Here is a 19,551-nt window from a genome sequence, read left to right on the forward strand (position 1 = left end):
CCGGAACGCCTTTGTTGCGCGCGACTTACACCTCGTCGCATCCAGGTTTACGGTTGCGGCGCGCGCGCGCCGCATAGGGGGAATCCATGAGGAGCGAGCGCTCACGGGCCTGTGCGGGCCGCTTCGGTCTCGCTATCTGGGATTTTTTGCCGGCCTGGATGAAAGCTTCGCGCCCGTGCCGCGCGCCGGCCGCCGCACGTTTCGTTTGTATAATTCCGCGTCTTCGCTCAGGCCCACTTTCATGCTTAGTTTTGCGCTCGGCTTTCTCGTCTCTCTGCTGATCACGCTGTTGATCGTGCGCTATGCGCATCTGCATGAAAAGTTCTCGACCGACACCGATCTGGCCGGCGTCCAGAAATTCCACGTGCGGCCGGTGCCGCGCATCGGCGGGACTGGGATTCTGGTCGGGCTGATCGTCTCCGCGGTGCAATTGCATCGCGCGTATCCGGCCGTATCGGGCAGCATTCTCGGGTTGATCGCGTGCGGCATGCCGGCGTTCGGCTCGGGGCTCGTCGAGGATCTGACCAAGCGCGTGTCGCCGCTCGCACGCCTCATCTGCACGATGGCGGCCGCCGCGCTCGCCTGGTTCTTTCTCGACATCGCGGTCACGCGCATCAGCGTGCCGCCGCTCGACTTTCTGCTGTCATATGCGGCGATCTCGTTCGTGGTCACGGTGCTCGCGGTCGCGGCGCTCGCCAACGCGATCAATATCATCGACGGCTTCAACGGCCTCGCGTCGATGGTCGCGTTCATGATGTTCGCGTCGCTCGCGTATGTGGCGTTCCAGGTGCACGACCCGGTCGTGCTGTCCGCGTCGTTCATGATGATGGGCGCGGTGCTCGGCTTCTTCATCTGGAACTTCCCGGCCGGGCTGATTTTTCTCGGCGACGGCGGTGCTTACTTCATCGGCTTCATGCTCGCCGAGCTGTCGATCCTGCTCGTGATGCGCAATCGCGACGTATCCGCGTGGTATCCGGTGCTGCTCTTCATGTACCCGATCTTCGAGACCTGCTTCTCGATCTACCGCAAGAAGTTCATTCGCGGCATGTCGCCGGGCATTCCGGATGGCGTGCATCTGCATATGCTGGTCTACAAGCGGCTGATGCGCTGGGCGGTCGGCGCGCGCACCGCGCGCGAACTGACGCGCCGCAACTCGCTGACGTCGCCGTATCTGTGGCTGCTGTGCCTGATCGCGGTCGTGCCGGCGACGCTGTTCTGGCGGCACACGCTGCATCTGTTCTGCTTCGTCGTGGTGTTCGCGGCGACTTATGTGTGGCTTTACGTGAGCATCGTGAGGTTCAAGTCGCCGCGGTGGATGGTGGTGAGGAAGGGGAAGCGGTAAGCAGAAACGACAAAGGCTGAAAATCGGCTCACTCGGCTCGAAATGTAGCAATAAATCCTCTCTTCACGAGATTCCTCCAAATTCATCAATGCACGGGATAAACAAAAGCCCCGTCGCCGGGGCTTTCGTCTACCTCGTGCGATACCACCGCCATAGCTTCAGGATCGCCACATACGCCAGCGCCGCCACGATCAGTTCGATAGTCACCCACACCATGTAATACAGGTCATCAGGGTCACGCACACCGAGCCAATCGGAAGCCGCCCAATATGCATTCGACTCGCTTTCTGTCCACTCGTACGGATACGGCCGGACATAAAGAACAGAGAGAACAAACAGCGCCAGAAACAACGTGACCTTGAACAGTCTACGGGCAAGTGTTGCCATATGTGATGACCTCAATTGTTCCGTAGGCCCGAAGCCCCGAAATGCCGGCAGGGATCGTCATGGTGCGCAGCAGCGCATTGCGGATTCTCATGAAATCGCTATGGCTCGGCAAGGTAATGCAACCAAGTGATGCGCCGTGCCCGCCTGCTGGATGCAACCGGAACTGCCCACGCTTGACACCATTGACCCAAGTGAAATCATCGACTAGTCCATCATCCCGATACAGGGCGAACCAGTCACCGTGATTCGACGGATGGCCGAAAACGGCATTCAACGCGTCTTTTCCCAATGCGTAAGCCTGTGAACGGATGCCACCAGTCGGACGGTCGACGATCCAGTATTTGCCGGCGGGAATCGGCCCCTTGCTAGGCACAGCCGTGCAGCCGCCCCGATTGCGGTATTGCCGGTCGCCAGAATAAGCGTCAAAGGTGCCGATGCCAGAAATGGTGAGCGGTGATAGTGGCTCGTTATTCACGAGGAATTTGCCGGTGTAGGCCATATGTCACACCTCGTGATTACGCTGGCTGTAGGTCATTGCGTCCTGCACAGGTTCCTCCCGTCGGGGAACCTTGACCGTAAGCGCGCGTGCCCCTGGCGCGCTACAGGTCGATTCCCGATTTGCCGCCTCCTTTGCCTGGGCAAAAAAAGCGCGCCACAAGGGCGCGCAAAAATTTGCATCACAGATAAAAGAGCTAATCGAACCGCCACCTCAGCGAGAAAGCGATACCGGGTTGCGACGATTCAATGCTAGGTGTATGTGCCGGGCGCAGGCTTCAGACAACTCCGAAACGCCGGGGCGTGCACGATGGTCGTCAACTCTCCTGAGCAAAAATAGAAAAGCCCCCTCCCCGGGGCTTTCGTCTACTTCGTGCGGTACCACCGCCATAGCTTCATGATCGCCACATACGCCAGCGCCGCCACGAGCAGTTCGATAGTCATCCACAGGCCGATATACAGGTTTTCGGGATCGCCGATACCTAGCACCTCCGAAGCGTGTATCCATGCACGCATCTCGGACTCGGTCCACCCATCGTCGTACGGTCGGACAAATCGGAATGACAGAAGGTACAGAGCTATAAACAGCAGGACTTTAAGCACCCTTCGGACAGGTGTTGCCATATGTGATGACCTCAATCGTTCCGTAGGCGCGAAGCCCCGAATTGCCGGCAGGGATCGTCATGGTGTGCAGGAGTGAGTTGCGGATTCTCAGGAAATCCGTACGGCTCGGCAGGGTAATGCAGCCAAGCGAAACACCCCGACCACCTGCCGGATGCAACCTGAAGTTTCCACGCCGCACGCCGTTGATCCATGTGTAATCGTCGATTAGCCCATCATCACGATACAGTGCAAACCATTCACTGTGATCGGTCGGATGCGACGAGTAGTAATTGAACTCATCTTTTAACCACGTTTCTACCGCAGAGCGCACGCCGCCAGTAGGGCGCGGGACGATCCAGTACTTGCCAGCGGGGATCGGCCCGTTATTGGGAACCATTGTGCAGCCGCCCCGATTGCGGTATTGGCCGTTGCCGGAATAGGCGTCGAATGTGCCGATGCCATTAATGGTGAGCGGTGACAGCGGCGCGCTGTCCACGAGAAATTTGCCGAAGTAAGCCATGTTTCACGCCTCCTGATTGCGCTGGCTGTAGGTCATTGCGTCCTGCATAGGCTCCTCCCGTTGGTGAACCTTGACCGTAACCGCGCGGGCCGCTGGCGCGCTACAGGTCGATTCCGGAATTGCCGCCTCTTTCCCCTGGACAAAAAAAAGCGCCACAGGGGCGCGCAAAACCTTTGCATCACAGAAAAAGAGCCAATAGAGCCGCCACCTCAGCGGGAATGACATACCGGGCGGTGACGGTTCAATGCTAGGTGTATGTGCCGGGCGCAGGCTTCAGACGACTCCGAAAAGCCGGGGCGTGCGCGATGGTCGTCAACTCTCCTGGGCAAAAATAAAAAAGCCCCAGCATGTCTGTAGGGGCTCTTATCGATAAACATCCGACGGCCAATTTCAACGGGTCAAATGACCTGCCTTCGCGGGTACTGATTCAATGCTTCGACTACTCCGATGACTCGCGGCGGCGGAACGCCTACGACACCCGCGTCGCCGGCGCCACACTACGCAGCGTCGTCGCGGTCGCCGGCAAATACTCCGGCACCCAGCGCCGCAGATCGCGCCGCACTTCGTCGTCGGCCGGCACGCGATGCTGCATCAGCCACGGCAGCAGATTGTCGATCAGGCTGTCCGGCACCTCGCGCGCCTGTGCGATGCGCAGCTTCGGATGCGGCGTGCGCGTGGTGGTTTCGTCGTCCGCGAGCAGTTCTTCGTAAAGCTTCTCGCCCGGACGCAAACCCGTGAACACGACGCGAATCTGCTCTTCGGTGAAACCGTACAGGCGGATCAGATCGTGCGCGAGATCGGCGATTCGCACCGGCTTGCCCATGTCGAGAATGAAAATCTCGCCGCCGCGCCCCATGCTCGACGCCTGCAACACGAGTTGCGACGCCTCCGGAATCGTCATGAAGAAACGCGTGATTTCCGGATGCGTGACGGTCACCGGCCCGCCCCGCGCGATCTGCTCCTGGAACTTCGGAATCACGCTGCCCGCGCTGCCGAGCACGTTGCCGAAGCGCACCGTCTCGAACTGCGTGCGCCGCGCGCCCTGCTGCTGCAGCGCCGAGCACGCCATCTCCGCGAGCCGCTTGCTCGCGCCCATCACGTTGGTCGGATTGACCGCCTTGTCGGTCGAGATCAGCACGAAATGCGCGACGTCGTGGCGGATCGCCGCGCGCGCGACGCGGTACGTGCCAAGCACGTTGTTGCGCACCGCCTGCCACGTGTTGACCTCTTCCATCAACGGCACATGCTTGTAGGCCGCCGCATGAAACACGATGTGCGGACAGTAGCGCGCCATCACCTGATCGAGCAGCAGCGAGTCCTTCACGTCGCCGACGATCGGCACCACCGACACTTCCGGATATTTGTCGCGCAGCTCTTCGTTCAGCCGATAGATCGAGAACTCGGAGATGTCGAACGCGACCAGTTGCACCGGACCGAAGCGCAGGATCTGCCGGCATAGCTCCGAGCCGATCGAGCCGCCCGCGCCCGTCACCATCACGACGCGGTTTTTCAGCAGCGCGGCGACGTGCTCGGTGTCGATCGTCACCGGGTCACGGCCGAGCAGGTCTTCGAGATCGATCTGCCGCACGCGCGACAGGAACGCCTGACCTTGCGTGAGCGGCGTGAGCGCGGGCAGCGTCATCGCGCGTACGCCGGCGCGCACGCACAGCGTGGCGATGCGCCGATGCGCCTCCACCGACGCCGACGGCACCGCGATGATCACATGCTCGACCTTCAGCTCCGTGCAGATTTTCTGCAGATCGCTGATCGCACCAACCACGCGATAGCCGTAGATTTCACGGCCCTGCTTGATCGGATCGTCGTCGAGCAGACCGACGAGGCGCCATTGGCCCGAGCGCTTCAGCTCGCGCACGAGATTCGCGCCGGCATTGCCCGCGCCGAGCACGAGCACCGGCTTGCCCTGGCCGACCAGTCCGCCGTAGCGATAGAACTCCTTGGCCGCGCGATACAGCGCGCGTGAGCCGCCCATCGTCAGGAACAGCAGCATCGGCGACACGATCAGCACCGAGCGCGGCACGACCGGCGCCGGCTGCAACAGCGCCGAACCGATCACGACGACGAGCGCGCCGACGCCGATCGCTTTCGCGATCCGCACGAGATCGGGCAGGCTCGCGAACACCCACATGCCGCGATAGAGGCCGTAGCCGCGGAACATCACCGCGTAGATCAGCAGCACCCACACGAGCGCATGCAGCCCGCTCGACCAGAACGGCGCGGGCACCGGTCCGTTGAACCGGATCACATAGGCCAGCAGCCAGGCCATTGCCACCGCGCACAGGTCGAACGCAAACGCACTGAACGAAAGCCATCTGGCTTTGAAGCTTTTCATTGCGCAGAACCTCAGATTGGCCCGGAACGGGACACATGGCGCCGCCAGCGGCGATCAATACACAGCCCCGCGACGACCAGCAGGGCAGCCCATGCGACGACAACCAGCCATTGATACAGAAGAGCCAATTGTAGCGCCCAAACAGCAAGTATTATGCCCGCCGCCATGAACAAATACCAAATCCACGCGGTCGATGCGTGCCCGAAACCCGACTGCACCAGTCTTTGATAGTAGTGTTCACGATGCGCCTGCCAAAATTTTTCACCGCGCAGCAGGCGCTTGAGCAGCGTGACCGACGCATCGCCGATGAACGGCGCGAAGCACAGCGCCGGAAACCACACCGGCCATACACCCTCGCGCCACCCCCAATAGCCGAGCGCGCCGGCCAGAAAGCCGAGCGGGATCGAGCCGGCGTCACCGAGAAAGATGCGCGCCGGGTGAAAGTTGAACAGCAGAAAGCCCGCGGCCGCGCCTGTGACGATCAGGCTCGCCGTCGCGAGCGCCGGGTCCGCGTGCGACGACAGCGAGGCGGCCACCGCATAGCCGCCGAAGCCGAACAGCGCCATGCCGCCCGCGAGGCCGTCCGAGCCGTCCATGAAGTTGTAGAGATTGACGAGCCACACGAGTAGAACCGCCATGCACGCGAGCGCCCACCACGGCACGTCGGCCGGATAGACGGCGATCAGTGCCGCCACCGCCGCCGCATGACCGCCGAAGCGCACGCGTGCGGGCAGGCCACGTCGATCGTCGAGCTGCGATAGCGCCGCGAGCAGCGCCGCGGCAAGCGCGGGCAGCCACAGCGACGGCGCCGCCAGCGCGATCAGCAACACCGCGACCGGCACGATGCCCCAGCCGCCGACGCGCGGCGTCGGGCGCGTGTGCAGCGAGCGGTCGTTGGGGATGTCGGTGGCGAGCCGCCACGCGAGGCCGGTGCGCAGCAGCGTCCACAGGATCGCCGCGCAGGCGGCGAGCGCGGCGACGCCCCACGGCAGCAGAGAGACGACGGAAGAGGCAGAGTGTGCAGCGAGCGGCATCGATAGCGTTAGCGGGTCAGGTCGGAGTCAAGGCGGGTTCAACCCGTGGTCAATGCGTTGAGCGATACCACGCCGCGGTTTCGAGCAGCCCATGCTCGACCGTATGCGGCGCAGACCAGTTCAGACATTCGCGGATATGCGAACTGTCGACGCGCAGCTCGCCGATCAATCGATCGATCTGCGCCGAGCGGCCGGTCAGGCGACCCGCGAGACTGAGCAGGCTGGCCGGCACCGGCACGAGCCGCGCGGGCACGTGAAGCTGCGTGGCCAGCAGACGCGCGAGTTCCGGCACGCTGAGGTCGCGGCCGTCGGTCACATGGAAGGTTTCGCCGGCCGCGCGCGGATCGGTCGCGCAATGCACGAGCGCGTCCGCGAGGTTATCGACGAACACGAGGCTGCGCAGCGCGCTGAGCGCGCCGAGCGGCAACGGAATGCCTCTCGCGACCGCGTTCATCAGCTGCAGGAAGTTCGCGCGCACGCGCGGTCCGTAGACCAGCGGCGGCCGCACCACGACGACTTCGAGACCCGTCGAGCGGCCGTAGTCGAACAGCGCGCGCTCGGCTTCCAGTTTCGAGATGCCATACGCATCGGACGGCGTGGGCTGATCCGTTTCAGCGATCGGCCGGCCGCTGCTCGCCTCGCCCATCGCCTTGATGCTGCTGACGAACACGAAGCGCCTCGCGCCCGCGCGCCGCGCCGCCGCCGCGACCCGCAAGCTGCCCTCGACGTTGGTCGCGCGATAGGCGGCGAGCGGCTCGGTCAGGGTCTCCCGCATCACGTGCACGCGCGACGCCAGATGGATCACCGCATCGCAAGTGAGCGCGACCGGCCAGCGCTGGTCGATGCCCGCAAAATCTTCGGTATCGAGCAGCCATTCGCGCACGCCCTCGGCGGCCGTCTGCGGCCGGCGCACCACGCCAGTCACGCGATCGCCCCGCCGCAGCAACGCGCGGGACACCGCCTGGCCGACGAAACCGTTGGCGCCGGTGACGAGGATCTGCAGACTCATCGCAATGCTCCGTCATGCACTTCGCGGCGCACGATTACGCCCACGCCATGCCGCGCGACCCACGCAAACAGACGATCGCCGTCAGGACTCGACGCGGCCGCAAACGGCGGGAAAGGCGGATCAGACACGATACAATCTGGCATCGGCGGTGCTTTCTCAGGAAGTCTGGCTGGGAACGTATTGTATTCGGGCCGTGATAATAAAACGGACCTGCGCCTGCTGGCGCGTCGTTCGTACACTTCGTAACAACTCAAACATATTCGCGCATGTGGAATTCGTGGTATCGATCCGACTTGCTCGACAACCGCACACGCCGGCCTGCTCGCTGGCCGTGCGATCAGGCCCCGGCCCGCGCACCGGCAAGTCCGCGCCTGAAGGCCGCGCAAGCGCGCGGCGAGCATCCACATGAATGCCCCGAAACCTGCCGGTCTTGCCGCCATGTTCGCGCGTTACGCGCAGCGGCGTGCCGCGACGTGCTGGTCTGAAGAAAAGAACTGTTTGAGCGACTAGAGTCCCACCTATGAAAGTGCTGTTCGCCACCTACCCGATGGCTTTCCATACCCCCGGCGGCGGAGAAATCCAATTGCTTGCGTATCACAAGCATCTGCCCGCGCATGGCGTCGACGTTACGCTGTTCGATCCGTGGAAGCCGCGTTTTCTAGAACACGACGTGGTGCATTTCTTCTCGTGCGTCGGTGGCTCGGTGCACTTCTGCAACTTCGTCAAGCAACTCGGCTTGCCGCTCGTCGTGTCGTCGAGTTTGTGGGTGACGGAGGAAACCAGGCATCTCTATCCGATCGGCGAGATCCGCCATCAGTTTTCTCTCGCGGACCGCGTGGTCGCAAACTCCGAGATCGAATGCGACACGCTCGCTCGCATCTTCGATCTGCCGCGCGAGAAGTTCGCGAGCGTGTTGAACGGCGTCGAACAGAGCTTTTACGAGCCGGTCGCGGCGGAGCCGTTCCGCCGTGAATCCGGCATCGAGGGCCGCTTCATCCTGAACGTCGGCAACATCGAGCCGCGCAAGAACCAGCTCGCGCTGATCCGGGCGATGAAGTCGTTCCCCGACCTGAAGCTTGTCCTGATCGGCCATCAGCGCGATCCCGAGTATGCGAAGGCATGCTTCGACGAGGGTGGCGGCCAGGTCGTCTACGCCGGCACGCTGCCCCACGATTCGCCGCTGCTGCGCTCCGCCTACGCGGCCTGCGAAGCGTTCGTGCTGCCGAGCACGCTCGAAACGCCGGGGCTCGCCGCGCTCGAAGCGCATGCCGCGGGCGCGCGTATCGCGGTAACGAAAGTTGGCTCTACCCAAGAATATTTCGCGCAGCACGTTGCCTACCTGGATCCGTTCGACGTCGACAGCATCACCGGATCGATTCGCGCGGCGCTCGCGCAACCGCGCGGCGCTGCCGCTGCTCCGACGCGCGATCTGACCTGGCAGGCCGTCCTGTCGCCCTTGAAAGACCTCTACAATTCCCTGCTGACGAAATGACAAAACCCGTGACGAACCTCATGAAGAACTTCGAACTTCGTCCCTTGAATAACGTCGAGTCGTCCTCGAATTCCGGGTTCGCCTGGAACGCGACGAACGGCGATCCGCAGTTCGAGCTGACGGGATGGGCAGAGCTGTCGGGTCGCGCCGCGCGTATTTCGTTCGAGCTCGCGAAAGAAGACATGCCGGCCTCGCCATGCATGATCTATTTCGACGCGGGCGCGGGCATGTCGGAGCACGCGACGATCGGCCTCGTGGTCGACGCTGACGGCAAGGTGGATCAGGTCGTCGCGTTTCCGCCGCTCGTCGGTCCGTTGCGCCTCGATCCGATCGCGCGCGCGGGACTGTTTTCGATCACCGGCTTCAACGTCGAACTGGTGGCCGACGCCGACTGCCCGACGGAACTGCTCGAACGCGCGCGCCGGATGGCGTCGTGGGGCGGCGGCGCTCAGCCTGCGCCGGCGCCAACCGTGGGTCACACGTATCAGGAATGGATCGAGCGGCACGAGCCGCCCGCGTCGCATTACCCGGAACTGCGCGCGCGCTCGAAGGCGTGGGCGCTGCAACCGCTGATCAGCATCGTGATGCCGACCTACAACACGCCGGCCAGGTGGCTGCGCATGGCGATCGATTCGGTCGTCGACCAGGTCTACGAGAATTGGGAATTCTGCATCGCCGACGACTGCTCGACGAACCCCGAGGTCAAGCAGGTGCTCGACAGCTACGCCGCCAAAGATCCGCGCATCAAGGTCGCGTACCGCACGACGAACGGCCACATCAGCAGCTCCAGCAACACGGCGCTCGAGCTTGCCGTCGGCGAATTCGTCGGCCTGCTCGACCACGACGACGAATTGCATCCGCTCGCGCTCTACTGCGTCGCCGAGCTGATCAACGCGCATCCGGACGCGACGGTGATCTACAGCGACGAAGACAAGATCTCGATCGACGGGGTCCGCTCGGACCCGTACTTCAAATGCGACTTCAACTACGATCTGTTCCTGAGCCAGAACATGATCTCGCATTTCGGCGTCTACAAGACTTCGGTCATGAAGGAGGTCGGCGGCTTCAGAACCGGCTTCGAAGGCTCGCAGGACTACGACCTCGCGCTGCGCGTGATCGATCGCGCGGGTCATCACACGGTGTATCACGTGCCGCGCGCGCTGTACCACTGGCGCATGATCCCCGAGAGCACGGCGGCCGGCCATGAAGCCAAGCCGTACGCGCATATCGCGGCGATGCGCGCGCTCGACGAACACCTCGCGCGCAACGGCATCAACGCCCACACCGAGCACGCGCCGGGCACGGACGCCTTCAACAAGGTCGTGTACGACTTGCCCGAGGTGCTGCCGTCGGTGGAGATCATCATTCCGACGCGCGATTCCGCCGGACTCGTCGAGCAATGTGTGGAATCGGTGCGGCAGAAATCGAGCTACCCGAACTTCCGCATCACGATCATCGACAACGGCTCGCTCAAGCAGGAAACGCACGACCTGTTCGCGCGCCTGCAAGAGGACGAGCGCATCAAGGTCGTGCGCGACGATTCGCCGTTCAACTACTCGGCGCTGAACAACCGCGTCGCGCTCGCGAGCACGGCGGACTTCGTCTGTCTGATGAACAACGACATCGAAGTGATCAACGCCGACTGGCTCGAGGAAATGGTGTCGGTCGCGCTGCAGGCTAAGGTCGGCGCGGTCGGCGCGAAACTGCTGTATCCGGACGACACGATCCAGCATGGCGGCGTGGTGCTCGGCGTCGGCGGGATTGGGAGCCATGCGCACAAGCACTTCCCCAATTCGCACCCCGGCTACTTCGCGCGCGCACGCCTGCGCAACGTGATGTGCGCGGTGACCGCCGCGTGCCTGCTGATCCGCCAGTCGATCTACAAGGAAGTCGGCGGCCTCGACGAACAGTTACACGTCGCTTACAACGACATCGATTTTTGCCTGCGTGTGCGGCAAGCGGGCTACCGCAATGTGTGGACGCCCTACGCGGAGCTTTATCATCACGAATCGGCAACCCGCGGCGCCGAAGACACACCGGAAAAAATCAGCCGCTTCAACCAGGAATCTGAGTTGGTCAGACAGCGCTGGGAGCATCTGTTGATGAACGATCCCTGCTATTCACCCAATCTGACACTGACTGCCGACGATTTTTCCTTTGCTTGGCCTTCAAGGATTGCAAATCTTGATTAATCTGGGACCCAAAAAAAACAAGACCGGATGGCTGGCGGAGTACCGCCATCCATCGCCGGGGGAACTGTTCTGCCTGCCGAGCGCGATCTACTTTCTGATGAAGTTCAGAGCCGATCTCGCGCGCTTCAATTCCAAAGTGCTGGATGACCGCGTCACGCTGTATTTCTGGTGGGAAATGTCGGCGCGCGAAACGTATCCGGACTTCAACTGGGTGCTGCGGCAGGAAGACCTCGAATATTTGCGTCAGCTCGACAACGACACGCTGATCGAGCGGCATCCGGACGCCGTCACGTACTGGCTCTGCTCGACCAAACCGAGCGTGCTCGATGCGAAGCATCTGAGCGAGACGCTGCACGAGCCCGTCACCGTGCTCGAAGAAGCCGGCCTGCAATTGCCGAAGCTGATGACGACGGTCGTGCGCAATCGCGGCGATCTGTCCCAGGCATTCAACCTGAACACGCTGACCGGCTATCTGAACTGCCTCGACTGGTGGGAGCAGTACGGTCAGGTCACCTGCCCGCGCGTGACGTGGCGTCCGCCGATCGCGTGGCCCGGGCTGCTGGAACCGATCGACGCGCCCGACTCCAGCGCGATGCCGTTTCCGCGCTTCCTCGCGCTGATCACGACCGAGCGGCCCGATCTGCGCAGCGCGTTCAATCTGAACAGCTTCACCTCGCGGCTCAACGCGCTCAGCTGGTGGGAAGACCACGGCCAGCGCGAGTATCCGCGCATCAAGTGGTCGCAGCCGCCGATCGGCGGCTTCATGCTCGAGCCCGAAGCGCTTCCCGCGGACGGTGGCCCTTACGTGCCGCGCTTCCTGTGCGAGATCTACAAGGACCGGCCGGACCTGCAGGCGACCTTCACGCTGCAGTCCTTCCGCGGGCGGCTCAACTGTCTGTCGTGGTGGATCGAACACGGCCAGCATCAGTACCACGCGATCAAATGGGTGCCGCCCACGCCCTCCGCCGTGATGTTCGAGCCCGAATTTGGCTCGCACGCCGACTGGCTACCGGTGCCGCGCTTCCTGCGGCTGCTGCACGGTGAGCGCCGGGACCTGCAGGAGCTCTGCTCGCTCGACAGCTTCACCGGGCGCCTGAAGTGCCTGTCGTGGTGGATCGAGCACGGGCAGCACCAGTATCCGGCGATTCACTGGGGCATCCCGCCGTTGCCCGACACCCTGTTCAGGATGGAATCCGGCGAGCAAGGCGCGCTGCCGCTGCTGCCGCGCTTTCTGCCGCTGATCTGGAACGAGCGGCCCGACCTGCAGGCGTCGTTCAACCTGAGCAGCTTCCGCGAGCGGCTCGCGTTCATTTCGTGGTGGGAAAAGCACGGGCACAGCGAGTACTACGCGATCGAATGGTCGCCGACGCATCTCGCCGAAGAACGCGAGGGCGAATGGGTGCCGCCCACCACACCCGCATTGATGTTCGAGCCCGAATGGGGCACGCACGCCGACTGGCTGCCGGTGCCGCGCTTCCTGCGGCTGTTGCATGACGAGCGCCAGGATCTGCAGGAGCTCTGCTCGCTCGACACCTTCACCGGGCGTCTGAAGTGCCTGTCGTGGTGGATCGAACACGGGCAGCACCAGTATCCGGCGCTTCACTGGGCCATCCCGCCGTTGCCCGACAGCCTGTTCGGCGCGCAAGCCGGCGAGCAAGGCGCGCTGCCGCTGCTGCCGCGCTTTCTGCTGCTGATCTGGAACGAGCGGCCCGACCTGCAGGCATCGTTCAACCTGAACAGCTTCAGCGAACGGCTCGGCTTCATCTCCTGGTGGGACAAGCACGGGCACGACGAGTACTACGCGGTCAAATGGACGCCGACTCATCTGGCCGAAGAGCTCGCGAGAATCGACGACGAGCAGCCGGCGGACGACACCTTGCTGCCGCGCTTCCTCACGATGATCGCGAATGACCGCCCGGATCTGCGCGAAGTGTACGACCTGAACACCGCGGATGGCCGCGACCAGCTCGTGCGCTGGTGGAACGAATGGGCGTCGACCGAATATCCGCTGGTCGGCTCGCTGAAGGTGCGCTGGACCGACAGCGCCGACGACGAAGCCGATGACGACGCGCACGAGCCCGCGCGCTATCACGCGCGCGTCGAAGGCATCGGCTACGACTTCGGCGTCAACATCATCGGCTTCCCGCAAGGCGTGCTCGGCCTCGGCGAAGACGCGCGCATGGCCGCCCGCGTACTGCAACTGTCGTCGACGCCGGTCACGCTGCTCAATGCGCCGATGGCGGGACCCGCGCGCCTCGAACACTCGGTCGATCATCTGATCAGCGACGAGCTCAAGTACAACATCAGCCTGATCTGCCTGCCGGCGCCCGAAATGGTGCGGCTCGCGCTGGAAGGCGGCCGCAGCCTGATCGACGCGCCCACGCACAAGATCGGCGCATGGCCATGGGAACTGCCCCACTGGCCGAACGCGTTCGGCAACGTGCATCAGATGGTCGACGAAATCTGGGCGCAGAGCCGCTTCGTGCAGAGCGTCTACAGCCGGCTCGGCAACACGCCGGTCTACCAGATGCCGATGGCGGTCGAGGTCCCCGCGCCGCTCGAGCCGAAGCGCGAGCGCTTTGGCCTGCCGGCCAACGAGTTCCTGTTCTACCTGATGTTCGACGGCAACTCGTGGCTGAGCCGCAAGAATCCGGTCGCCGGCGTGCAGGCGTTCAAGCAGGCGTTCGGTGACAGCTCCCCGGGCGTCGGGCTCGTCATCAAGGCGATGAACGTGCGCGACGACGACCCGGTGTGGCGCGCCGTGCTCGACCTTGTCGCGGGCGATAGCCGCATTCACATCGTGTCCGAGCGCCTGAGCCGCCAGGACTCGACCGACTTCATGGCCTGCTGCGACGCCTACATTTCGCTGCACCGTAGCGAAGGCTTCGGCCGCGTGATCGCGGAGGCGATGGCGTTGGGGCAGCCGGTCGTGGTCACGAACTTCTCGGGCAACGTCGACTTTTGCGAACCCGACACCGCGTTCCTCGTGGATGGCGAACTCGTGCCGCTGCGCCCCGGCGACTACCTGTTCGCCGAAGGTCAGTACTGGTGCGATCCGGAGGTATCGATCGCGGCGGAACAGCTCAAACGCATGATCGACGATGCGCCATTCCGTGAGCGCATCGCACTGGCGGGGAAGGCGCGCATGGAGCGCGACTACTCAGTTGAGGCAGTCGCACGCGCGTATGCGCGACGGTTGAACGACATTGCGGAGGCGAAGACGATATGACGCTGCGGGTATGTGCTCCGGACATTTTCTCGGGCGATGCGGTGGGTAACCACTGCATCGGTTTCGTACGCATGGCTGAACGTCTCGGCATGAGGGCCGAGCTGTATGCAAGCGGTTTCGAGGAGGGAACGAATGGAGTGCGCCCGCTTGACGCATTGTTCGAAGAGGTCACTCGCGACGATGTGGTTCTGCTGAGTTACTCGATCTACGATCCGTACCTCGAGCGGATACTCGCGCTCGATTGCAGGAAGATCTGCTACATCCACGGCGTGACGGACCCGCAGTTGCTGCGCGCGCTCGAACCGCGCACCGCACAGTTGTGCGAGAAGGCACTCGCGCAACTGCCGCTGCTCGCGCACTTCGACACCGTCGTCGCGAATTCGCGCAGCACGGCGGCGAGCCTCGCCGGCATCGTCGCGGCGGACGCCATCAAGGTCGTGCCGCCGATCTTTCCCGACATGTACGTGTTCCGGCGCGAAGGACCGCGCAAGGGCCGCAAGCGCCCTGAGCCGAACCTGCTGATGGTGGGCCGGGTGGTGCCGCATAAACGCATCGAGGACGGCATCGAGATTCTGTCGCTGCTGAAGCAGCGTGATTTCGGCGCGACGCTGAGCATCGTCGGCAGCACGCCGAACTACGATTACCTGAAATTTCTGATCAATCACGCGCGGCGTCTCGGCGTGCTCGAGCAGGTCGACTTCAAGGGCATGCTCGACGACGCCGATCTGTTCGAGTGCTACGAATCCACCCACGCGTTGCTCGCGATGAGCCGCCACGAGGGCTTCTGCGTGCCGGTGCTCGAAGCGATGCATTACGGCAAGCCCGTATTCGTGCGTGGCGGCACGGCCGCTCAGGAGATTTGTCCGCCCGACTGCGTGTTCGACGCCCATGCCGAACTCGCCGCCTGGATACCCGTGATCACGCAGCGCCTCGGCCATACCCACGGCCGCTGTCCGATCGACACGGCCTTCGTCAAACACGCCGACGGTGTGCTGCAACGTGCCAGCGACGAGGTATGGCGCAAGATCTTCGTCGGCGCCGGGGTCGGCATGGCGGCCGCGTCGACGCATGCGCGCGCGGGTACGGCGGCCGTTTCGCTGAAAAGAGATAGATAGTCAGCGCCGCCGCTCACCAACCCATCCCGGCGCACATCGGCGCGATCCAACCCGATCGCGCCGCCTCACTCGTTCGCTGGCGGCTTGCCGGTCCTGTCGAAGTCGATCGGTTGCCCCGTATGCGGATGCGGCGTGAACGAGAAATGCGCGCGCACGTACTTCTGCGATAGCGTGCACAGCAAGTCCATCAATGCAATCTGCTCGGCCGGAAAGACCGGCGCGCGATCCGCCGCGTCGATCGGTTTTTGCATGTAGCGCACGATATCTTTTTCGAAATCGCTGACGCAATAGTCCAGCACCCGATCGCCTTCGATCGGATAGGCCGCCACCTTCAGTTCGGGATGCAGCGACAGATACGTGCTGAACAGACGCTCGGCAACGAATGGCAGGAACGGTGCGTCGTCCGAGTGGATCGTGGGCTCCAGCACCCCGCGCGCGGCCTCGGTGCCGCTCTGCGTTTCGAGGAACGTGGCAATCGGCTCAAGCACCTTGCCGACGTAGCTTTCCCAGAACGACTGCGAACCGACCCAGAAATTGCAATAGCACAGCGTGTGCGGCGACTGACGGGGCGCCTCACGCAGATTCCACGCGATGCCGCAGGCGTCGAGCAGTTGCTGGCTGCGCTCGACGAGTCCCGGATGCGCATGCTCGCCCTGCATCCACGCGGTGTACGAGAAATACGCGAGTTGCGGAAACGGATTGATCATCCAGACGTCGGCGTCGGCATTGGCCTGCACGAACTCCAGAAACCGGCTGCCGTCCATGCGCGCCTTCAGCGCGAACTTCGGCGAAAAAAGACCGGTGATCTGCTGCTGCCGATGCATGCCCTTGCGGTACATGTCGACGAGAATATAAAACTCGCGCCACGCGGCGTGCGCGTTATCGCGCAGTTCGAGCGGATGAAAAGCCTGTTCGGACAGGACCTGTCCCGGCGCGTAAAGCGGCTCGAAGATCTTGATCGATGCACTCATGACAGCCCTGCGATCTGCAGATAATAGTTTCCGGTGTGCACGTTGCGCCGGAACAGCGTGAGCGATGCATTCGGCACCAGCACGTTGGGAAAGCGGGACAACGGCACGTTCAGCAGGTATTGCGAGATCACCGAGATCGGTCCCGCGTGACACACGGCGGCGATCAGGCCAGGCTGCTCAGCGTGCCGCAGCACCTCCTCCTCGAGCCAGTTCACCGAACGCGCGGCCAGTTCGAGATGCGACTCGCCGCCCTCGTAACGGTCCGACAGATGTTTGCCCCAGTCGGGAAACGCCACACGAAAATCTTCGGCCTTCCAGGTCGCGAACCGCCCCGCATTGGTTTCGCCGAGACGGGCGTCGACGGTCCAGTCGCAGTTGTCCTTGAACAGCACTTCAGTGGTCTGCAACGCGCGCCGCCACGGGCTCGAAAAAACGCGGTCGGGCGCGAAACCGTGACTTTCCATCAGCGTGCGTAGCTTCGCGGCCTGCTGCAGGCCATGCTCGGTCAACTCGTCCTGCTCGGTCGAGTTCAACAGGCCAGCCACGTTGGCGTGCGATTGGCCGTGGCGAATCAGAAGAAGATCCATAGGTGTTAGCTGCTTTAAGGCTTGGGGTCGGGCAAGGCTTTCACGAACATCGACGAAATGCGTCGCACGCTGAAACGGTCGAACACGTCGGCGTAGGCATTGCGGCGGATCGACTGGCGAAGCTGCGGGTCACCCAGCATGTCCTCCAGCGCTCGTGCCCAGCTCTCGGCCGTGTTCGACGCAATGTATCCCGTCTCACGATGTTTGACGTTCTCGCGGTAGGTCGGGCAATCCGAATAGATGCTCGGGATGCCGAGGCTGCCGTAGTCCGCGTATTTGATCGGCGACTTGCACGAGTTGAAAAACAGCGTCTCCGGATCCTCTTCGGCGCCGAGCGGCACGATCGCGAACGTGTAGCCTTCGTCGCGAATGGCCTTCTTGTATTCGAGGTTGCCGCGGCTGCCGCGATGCGTCATGCGGGCAATCGTGTTGAGCTCCGGAAACGGATCGCCCCAGAAGTCGATCGACACGTTTTCGTGGCGCGCGAGAAAACTGCGCAAGGTGCCGAAAAACTCCTTGCGAAAGCTCACGAGCTTGATGCCGTCGAGATTGGAGAAGACGATCTTCGGCGGCTGGGTTTCGGTCCACAGTTCCGGCGACAGGTCGAACGCCTGATCGTCGAAACCGTTCGGGATGATCAGCACGTCGTCCGAGCGCCGCACTTTGCGCATGCGCTCCTGCAACAGCGAGTTCGACGCCGTGGCCGCGCTCGCTTCGCGAATCATCGCGAGCACGTTGTAGAGCACGTCCTCGTTCATTTCGAGCACGCTCCACGACGGCAGATCGAGCAGCCAGTCGTCGAGATCGTAAATCGTATGAAGACCGAGTTCGTTGGCCATCCGCATGATCTTCAGCGACAGATTCGACACGTGCTTGTTGAACAGCACGACGTCGAAGCGATGCAGATGGCTGACGCCAACGTCCGCCTCCGAGATCTGCTCCCACTCGATCAACCGATGGCGCTGCATGTACGAAAGCAAAGGCGCGAAGCGCGCGCCGATGGTGCGCGAATTCATTCGCCCATCGGTCATGGAGCGCCGCTGAACGACGAGCAGTCGGGGAATCTTAGTAATTTGTGAGGCCGGCATCGATCAGGTGTCTGATTAGGTCTGCTGCTACCGTGCTCGACGAGTGCCGTGCATAGACGCGTTCGTAGTTACTTTCAATCTTTTCGTCCCTGTCCGGGTCGGTCAGGGCAGCCTGAATGGCGGGAACGATGTCGGGCGCGCGGGTGGAAGCCGCGTACCAGACATTGTCGTCGAAGTGCTCGCGCTGCCAATCCCCATCAACCATGACGAGCGGCTGCTTCACGAACGCGCCTTCGAGGCACGAGCGCCCGGGCGGATCGAGGCTCGGCTCCGCCACTACCATCGCGCTGGCGAGCGCGGAGCGCAACAGCGCGCTGCAGGGCTGGATGAACGGCAGGAAATGAATGCCCCGACGCGCTTCGCGAACGCACTGCCGGTAATACTCCTCATCCCTGAAACCGCCGACCATCAGGCCGTTCATGCCGAGCTGGTTCAGTGCGCGGATCAGTTCGAGCTGATTCTTGATCGGCTCGATCAAGCCGAGGCACAGCACGTAGTCCGAGACGTCGCAGACCGTGGGGAGCAAATCCTTGTCGGCCGGCAGCAGGAACCGGTCGGATATGCCGGAGCCCACCACCACGCCTTTACCTGGATCGACCGTGATGTACCTGTTGAAGTGCGCGAGTTCGGCGGAGGACTTGAACAGTAGCCGCTCGGCGCGCTGCACGAAAGCCTCGATGCGGCTGATTTCCGCCGGGTCGGGCGCGCTCAACCACCAGACGTTCGGCCACAGGAACAGCTTCTTGCCCTGATTCACCGTTTCGCGAACGATCGCTTCGCCGTCCGCATGGACGGAGAAGTGCATCACCGCGTCGTAAAAGCGTAGCGGCCGGCTGCGAATGCCGTAAATGTCGGCCTGTACGTCCGAATCGTTGAGAAGTTCGGCGACCTGCACGAGTTCCGACTCACCACCACCGCTCGTCATGAACGCGGTACTGTGAGTGGTCAGGAGAATTTTAAAATGCATATTGCGGGCTCCGTCCCGAATCGTCCCGTATCGTGGGCGCTGCTGCCGTCCGCCGGACGGTGCGGAATTCACGCGTTCGCGCGACCTGTGAAACAGGCGCGGACTATTATCGGCAGGGGCTCGATTTTACGCCAAATCGTAACGCAGACGATCGCCCACGAGCGACGCGC

The 19,551-nt window shown here is 62.9% G+C and carries 16 protein-coding genes; 5 read left to right on the forward strand and 11 right to left on the reverse strand.

Annotation, left to right across the window (positions count from 1 at the left end; translation table 11 throughout):
- Window positions 1–241: 241 nt before the first annotated feature.
- On the forward strand, window positions 242–1,342 hold the full coding sequence (locus tag OKW30_RS14850; RefSeq protein ID WP_090803345.1) for an MraY family glycosyltransferase: 1,101 nt from the start codon (window positions 242–244) through the stop codon (window positions 1,340–1,342).
- A 129-nt stretch (window positions 1,343–1,471) separates the two neighbouring features.
- Here OKW30_RS14850 and OKW30_RS14855 read toward each other — a convergent pair whose 3' ends face one another.
- The 7 genes from OKW30_RS14855 to OKW30_RS14885 all read right to left on the reverse strand — a co-directional run bounded on the left by OKW30_RS14855 (window position 1,472) and on the right by OKW30_RS14885 (window position 7,740).
- Window positions 1,472–1,729, reverse strand: a complete 258-nt coding sequence (locus tag OKW30_RS14855) for a hypothetical protein (protein ID WP_090803343.1) — start codon at window positions 1,727–1,729, stop codon at window positions 1,472–1,474.
- Entirely contained in the window at window positions 1,710–2,228 is a 519-nt protein-coding gene (locus OKW30_RS14860) for a DUF2778 domain-containing protein (RefSeq protein WP_184065197.1), read from the reverse strand. The genes OKW30_RS14855 and OKW30_RS14860 overlap by 20 nt, the downstream gene beginning before the upstream one ends.
- Window positions 2,229–2,590: 362 nt before the next feature.
- The gene (locus OKW30_RS14865; RefSeq protein ID WP_429346993.1) at window positions 2,591–2,740 is read right to left on the reverse strand and encodes a hypothetical protein; all 150 of its coding nucleotides are present in this window, start codon (window positions 2,738–2,740) and stop codon (window positions 2,591–2,593) included.
- Between the two features lie 79 nt (window positions 2,741–2,819).
- The gene (locus OKW30_RS14870; protein ID WP_429346994.1) at window positions 2,820–3,347 is read right to left on the reverse strand and encodes a DUF2778 domain-containing protein; all 528 of its coding nucleotides are present in this window, start codon (window positions 3,345–3,347) and stop codon (window positions 2,820–2,822) included.
- A gap of 469 nt (window positions 3,348–3,816) precedes the next feature.
- Window positions 3,817–5,697, reverse strand: coding sequence for a polysaccharide biosynthesis protein (locus OKW30_RS14875; RefSeq protein ID WP_090803332.1), 1,881 nt, complete (start codon window positions 5,695–5,697; stop codon window positions 3,817–3,819).
- Window positions 5,698–5,708: 11 nt separating this feature from the next.
- On the reverse strand, window positions 5,709–6,731 hold the full coding sequence (locus OKW30_RS14880) for an MraY family glycosyltransferase (RefSeq protein ID WP_429346995.1): 1,023 nt from the start codon (window positions 6,729–6,731) through the stop codon (window positions 5,709–5,711).
- Window positions 6,732–6,780: 49 nt separating this feature from the next.
- The gene (locus OKW30_RS14885) at window positions 6,781–7,740 is read right to left on the reverse strand and encodes an NAD-dependent epimerase/dehydratase family protein (RefSeq protein ID WP_429346996.1); all 960 of its coding nucleotides are present in this window, start codon (window positions 7,738–7,740) and stop codon (window positions 6,781–6,783) included.
- A gap of 520 nt (window positions 7,741–8,260) precedes the next feature.
- On the opposite strand from OKW30_RS14885, the gene OKW30_RS14890 reads away from it, so the two are divergent.
- Genes OKW30_RS14890 through OKW30_RS14905 form a run of 4 tightly spaced genes read left to right on the forward strand, consistent with a single transcriptional unit; the run spans window position 8,261 to window position 15,768 of the window.
- Window positions 8,261–9,232, forward strand: a complete 972-nt coding sequence (locus tag OKW30_RS14890; RefSeq protein WP_184065182.1) for a glycosyltransferase — start codon at window positions 8,261–8,263, stop codon at window positions 9,230–9,232.
- Complete coding sequence (locus tag OKW30_RS14895; RefSeq protein ID WP_429346997.1) at window positions 9,229–11,424, forward strand: glycosyltransferase; 2,196 nt, start codon at window positions 9,229–9,231, stop codon at window positions 11,422–11,424. The genes OKW30_RS14890 and OKW30_RS14895 overlap by 4 nt, the downstream gene beginning before the upstream one ends.
- A complete protein-coding gene (locus OKW30_RS14900) occupies window positions 11,417–14,653 on the forward strand; it encodes a glycosyltransferase family 4 protein (protein WP_429346998.1) in 3,237 nt (1,078 codons plus the stop codon). Before OKW30_RS14895 ends, OKW30_RS14900 begins: the two co-directional genes overlap by 8 nt.
- Window positions 14,650–15,768, forward strand: a complete 1,119-nt coding sequence (locus OKW30_RS14905; RefSeq protein ID WP_184065173.1) for a glycosyltransferase — start codon at window positions 14,650–14,652, stop codon at window positions 15,766–15,768. The genes OKW30_RS14900 and OKW30_RS14905 overlap by 4 nt, the downstream gene beginning before the upstream one ends.
- A 65-nt stretch (window positions 15,769–15,833) precedes the next feature.
- On the opposite strand, the gene OKW30_RS14910 is transcribed toward OKW30_RS14905, so the two are convergent.
- Genes OKW30_RS14910 through OKW30_RS14925 form a run of 4 tightly spaced genes read right to left on the reverse strand, consistent with a single transcriptional unit; the run spans window position 15,834 to window position 19,381 of the window.
- Entirely contained in the window at window positions 15,834–16,739 is a 906-nt protein-coding gene (locus OKW30_RS14910; RefSeq protein ID WP_184065170.1) for a hypothetical protein, read from the reverse strand.
- A complete protein-coding gene (locus tag OKW30_RS14915; RefSeq protein WP_184065167.1) occupies window positions 16,736–17,326 on the reverse strand; it encodes a histidine phosphatase family protein in 591 nt (196 codons plus the stop codon). The genes OKW30_RS14910 and OKW30_RS14915 overlap by 4 nt, the downstream gene beginning before the upstream one ends.
- Before the next feature lie 14 nt (window positions 17,327–17,340).
- A complete protein-coding gene (locus OKW30_RS14920; RefSeq protein ID WP_260336292.1) occupies window positions 17,341–18,342 on the reverse strand; it encodes a glycosyltransferase in 1,002 nt (333 codons plus the stop codon).
- Between the two features lie 49 nt (window positions 18,343–18,391).
- A complete protein-coding gene (locus tag OKW30_RS14925) occupies window positions 18,392–19,381 on the reverse strand; it encodes a glycosyltransferase family 4 protein (RefSeq protein ID WP_184065725.1) in 990 nt (329 codons plus the stop codon).
- Between the last annotated feature and the right edge of the window lie 170 nt (window positions 19,382–19,551).

Source organism: Paraburkholderia sp. Clong3, from assembly GCF_050436485.1.
Taxonomy (GTDB): domain Bacteria; phylum Pseudomonadota; class Gammaproteobacteria; order Burkholderiales; family Burkholderiaceae; genus Paraburkholderia; species Paraburkholderia tuberum.

What these genes read in the sequence shown, in the direction of transcription:
- OKW30_RS14850 (WP_090803345.1), top strand. Translation starts at nt 242, where the DNA reads ATGCTTAGTTTTGCGCTCGGCTTTCTCGTCTCTCTGCTGATCACGCTG.
- OKW30_RS14855 (WP_090803343.1), bottom strand. Translation starts at nt 1,729, where the DNA reads ATGGCAACACTTGCCCGTAGACTGTTCAAGGTCACGTTGTTTCTGGCG.
- OKW30_RS14860 (WP_184065197.1), bottom strand. Translation starts at nt 2,228, where the DNA reads ATGGCCTACACCGGCAAATTCCTCGTGAATAACGAGCCACTATCACCG.
- OKW30_RS14865 (WP_429346993.1), bottom strand. Translation starts at nt 2,740, where the DNA reads ATGCGTGCATGGATACACGCTTCGGAGGTGCTAGGTATCGGCGATCCC.
- OKW30_RS14870 (WP_429346994.1), bottom strand. Translation starts at nt 3,347, where the DNA reads ATGGCTTACTTCGGCAAATTTCTCGTGGACAGCGCGCCGCTGTCACCG.
- OKW30_RS14875 (WP_090803332.1), bottom strand. Translation starts at nt 5,697, where the DNA reads ATGAAAAGCTTCAAAGCCAGATGGCTTTCGTTCAGTGCGTTTGCGTTC.
- OKW30_RS14880 (WP_429346995.1), bottom strand. Translation starts at nt 6,731, where the DNA reads ATGCCGCTCGCTGCACACTCTGCCTCTTCCGTCGTCTCTCTGCTGCCG.
- OKW30_RS14885 (WP_429346996.1), bottom strand. Translation starts at nt 7,740, where the DNA reads ATGAGTCTGCAGATCCTCGTCACCGGCGCCAACGGTTTCGTCGGCCAG.
- OKW30_RS14890 (WP_184065182.1), top strand. Translation starts at nt 8,261, where the DNA reads ATGAAAGTGCTGTTCGCCACCTACCCGATGGCTTTCCATACCCCCGGC.
- OKW30_RS14895 (WP_429346997.1), top strand. Translation starts at nt 9,229, where the DNA reads ATGACAAAACCCGTGACGAACCTCATGAAGAACTTCGAACTTCGTCCC.
- OKW30_RS14905 (WP_184065173.1), top strand. Translation starts at nt 14,650, where the DNA reads ATGACGCTGCGGGTATGTGCTCCGGACATTTTCTCGGGCGATGCGGTG.
- OKW30_RS14910 (WP_184065170.1), bottom strand. Translation starts at nt 16,739, where the DNA reads ATGAGTGCATCGATCAAGATCTTCGAGCCGCTTTACGCGCCGGGACAG.
- OKW30_RS14915 (WP_184065167.1), bottom strand. Translation starts at nt 17,326, where the DNA reads ATGGATCTTCTTCTGATTCGCCACGGCCAATCGCACGCCAACGTGGCT.
- OKW30_RS14920 (WP_260336292.1), bottom strand. Translation starts at nt 18,342, where the DNA reads ATGAATTCGCGCACCATCGGCGCGCGCTTCGCGCCTTTGCTTTCGTAC.
- OKW30_RS14925 (WP_184065725.1), bottom strand. Translation starts at nt 19,381, where the DNA reads ATGCATTTTAAAATTCTCCTGACCACTCACAGTACCGCGTTCATGACG.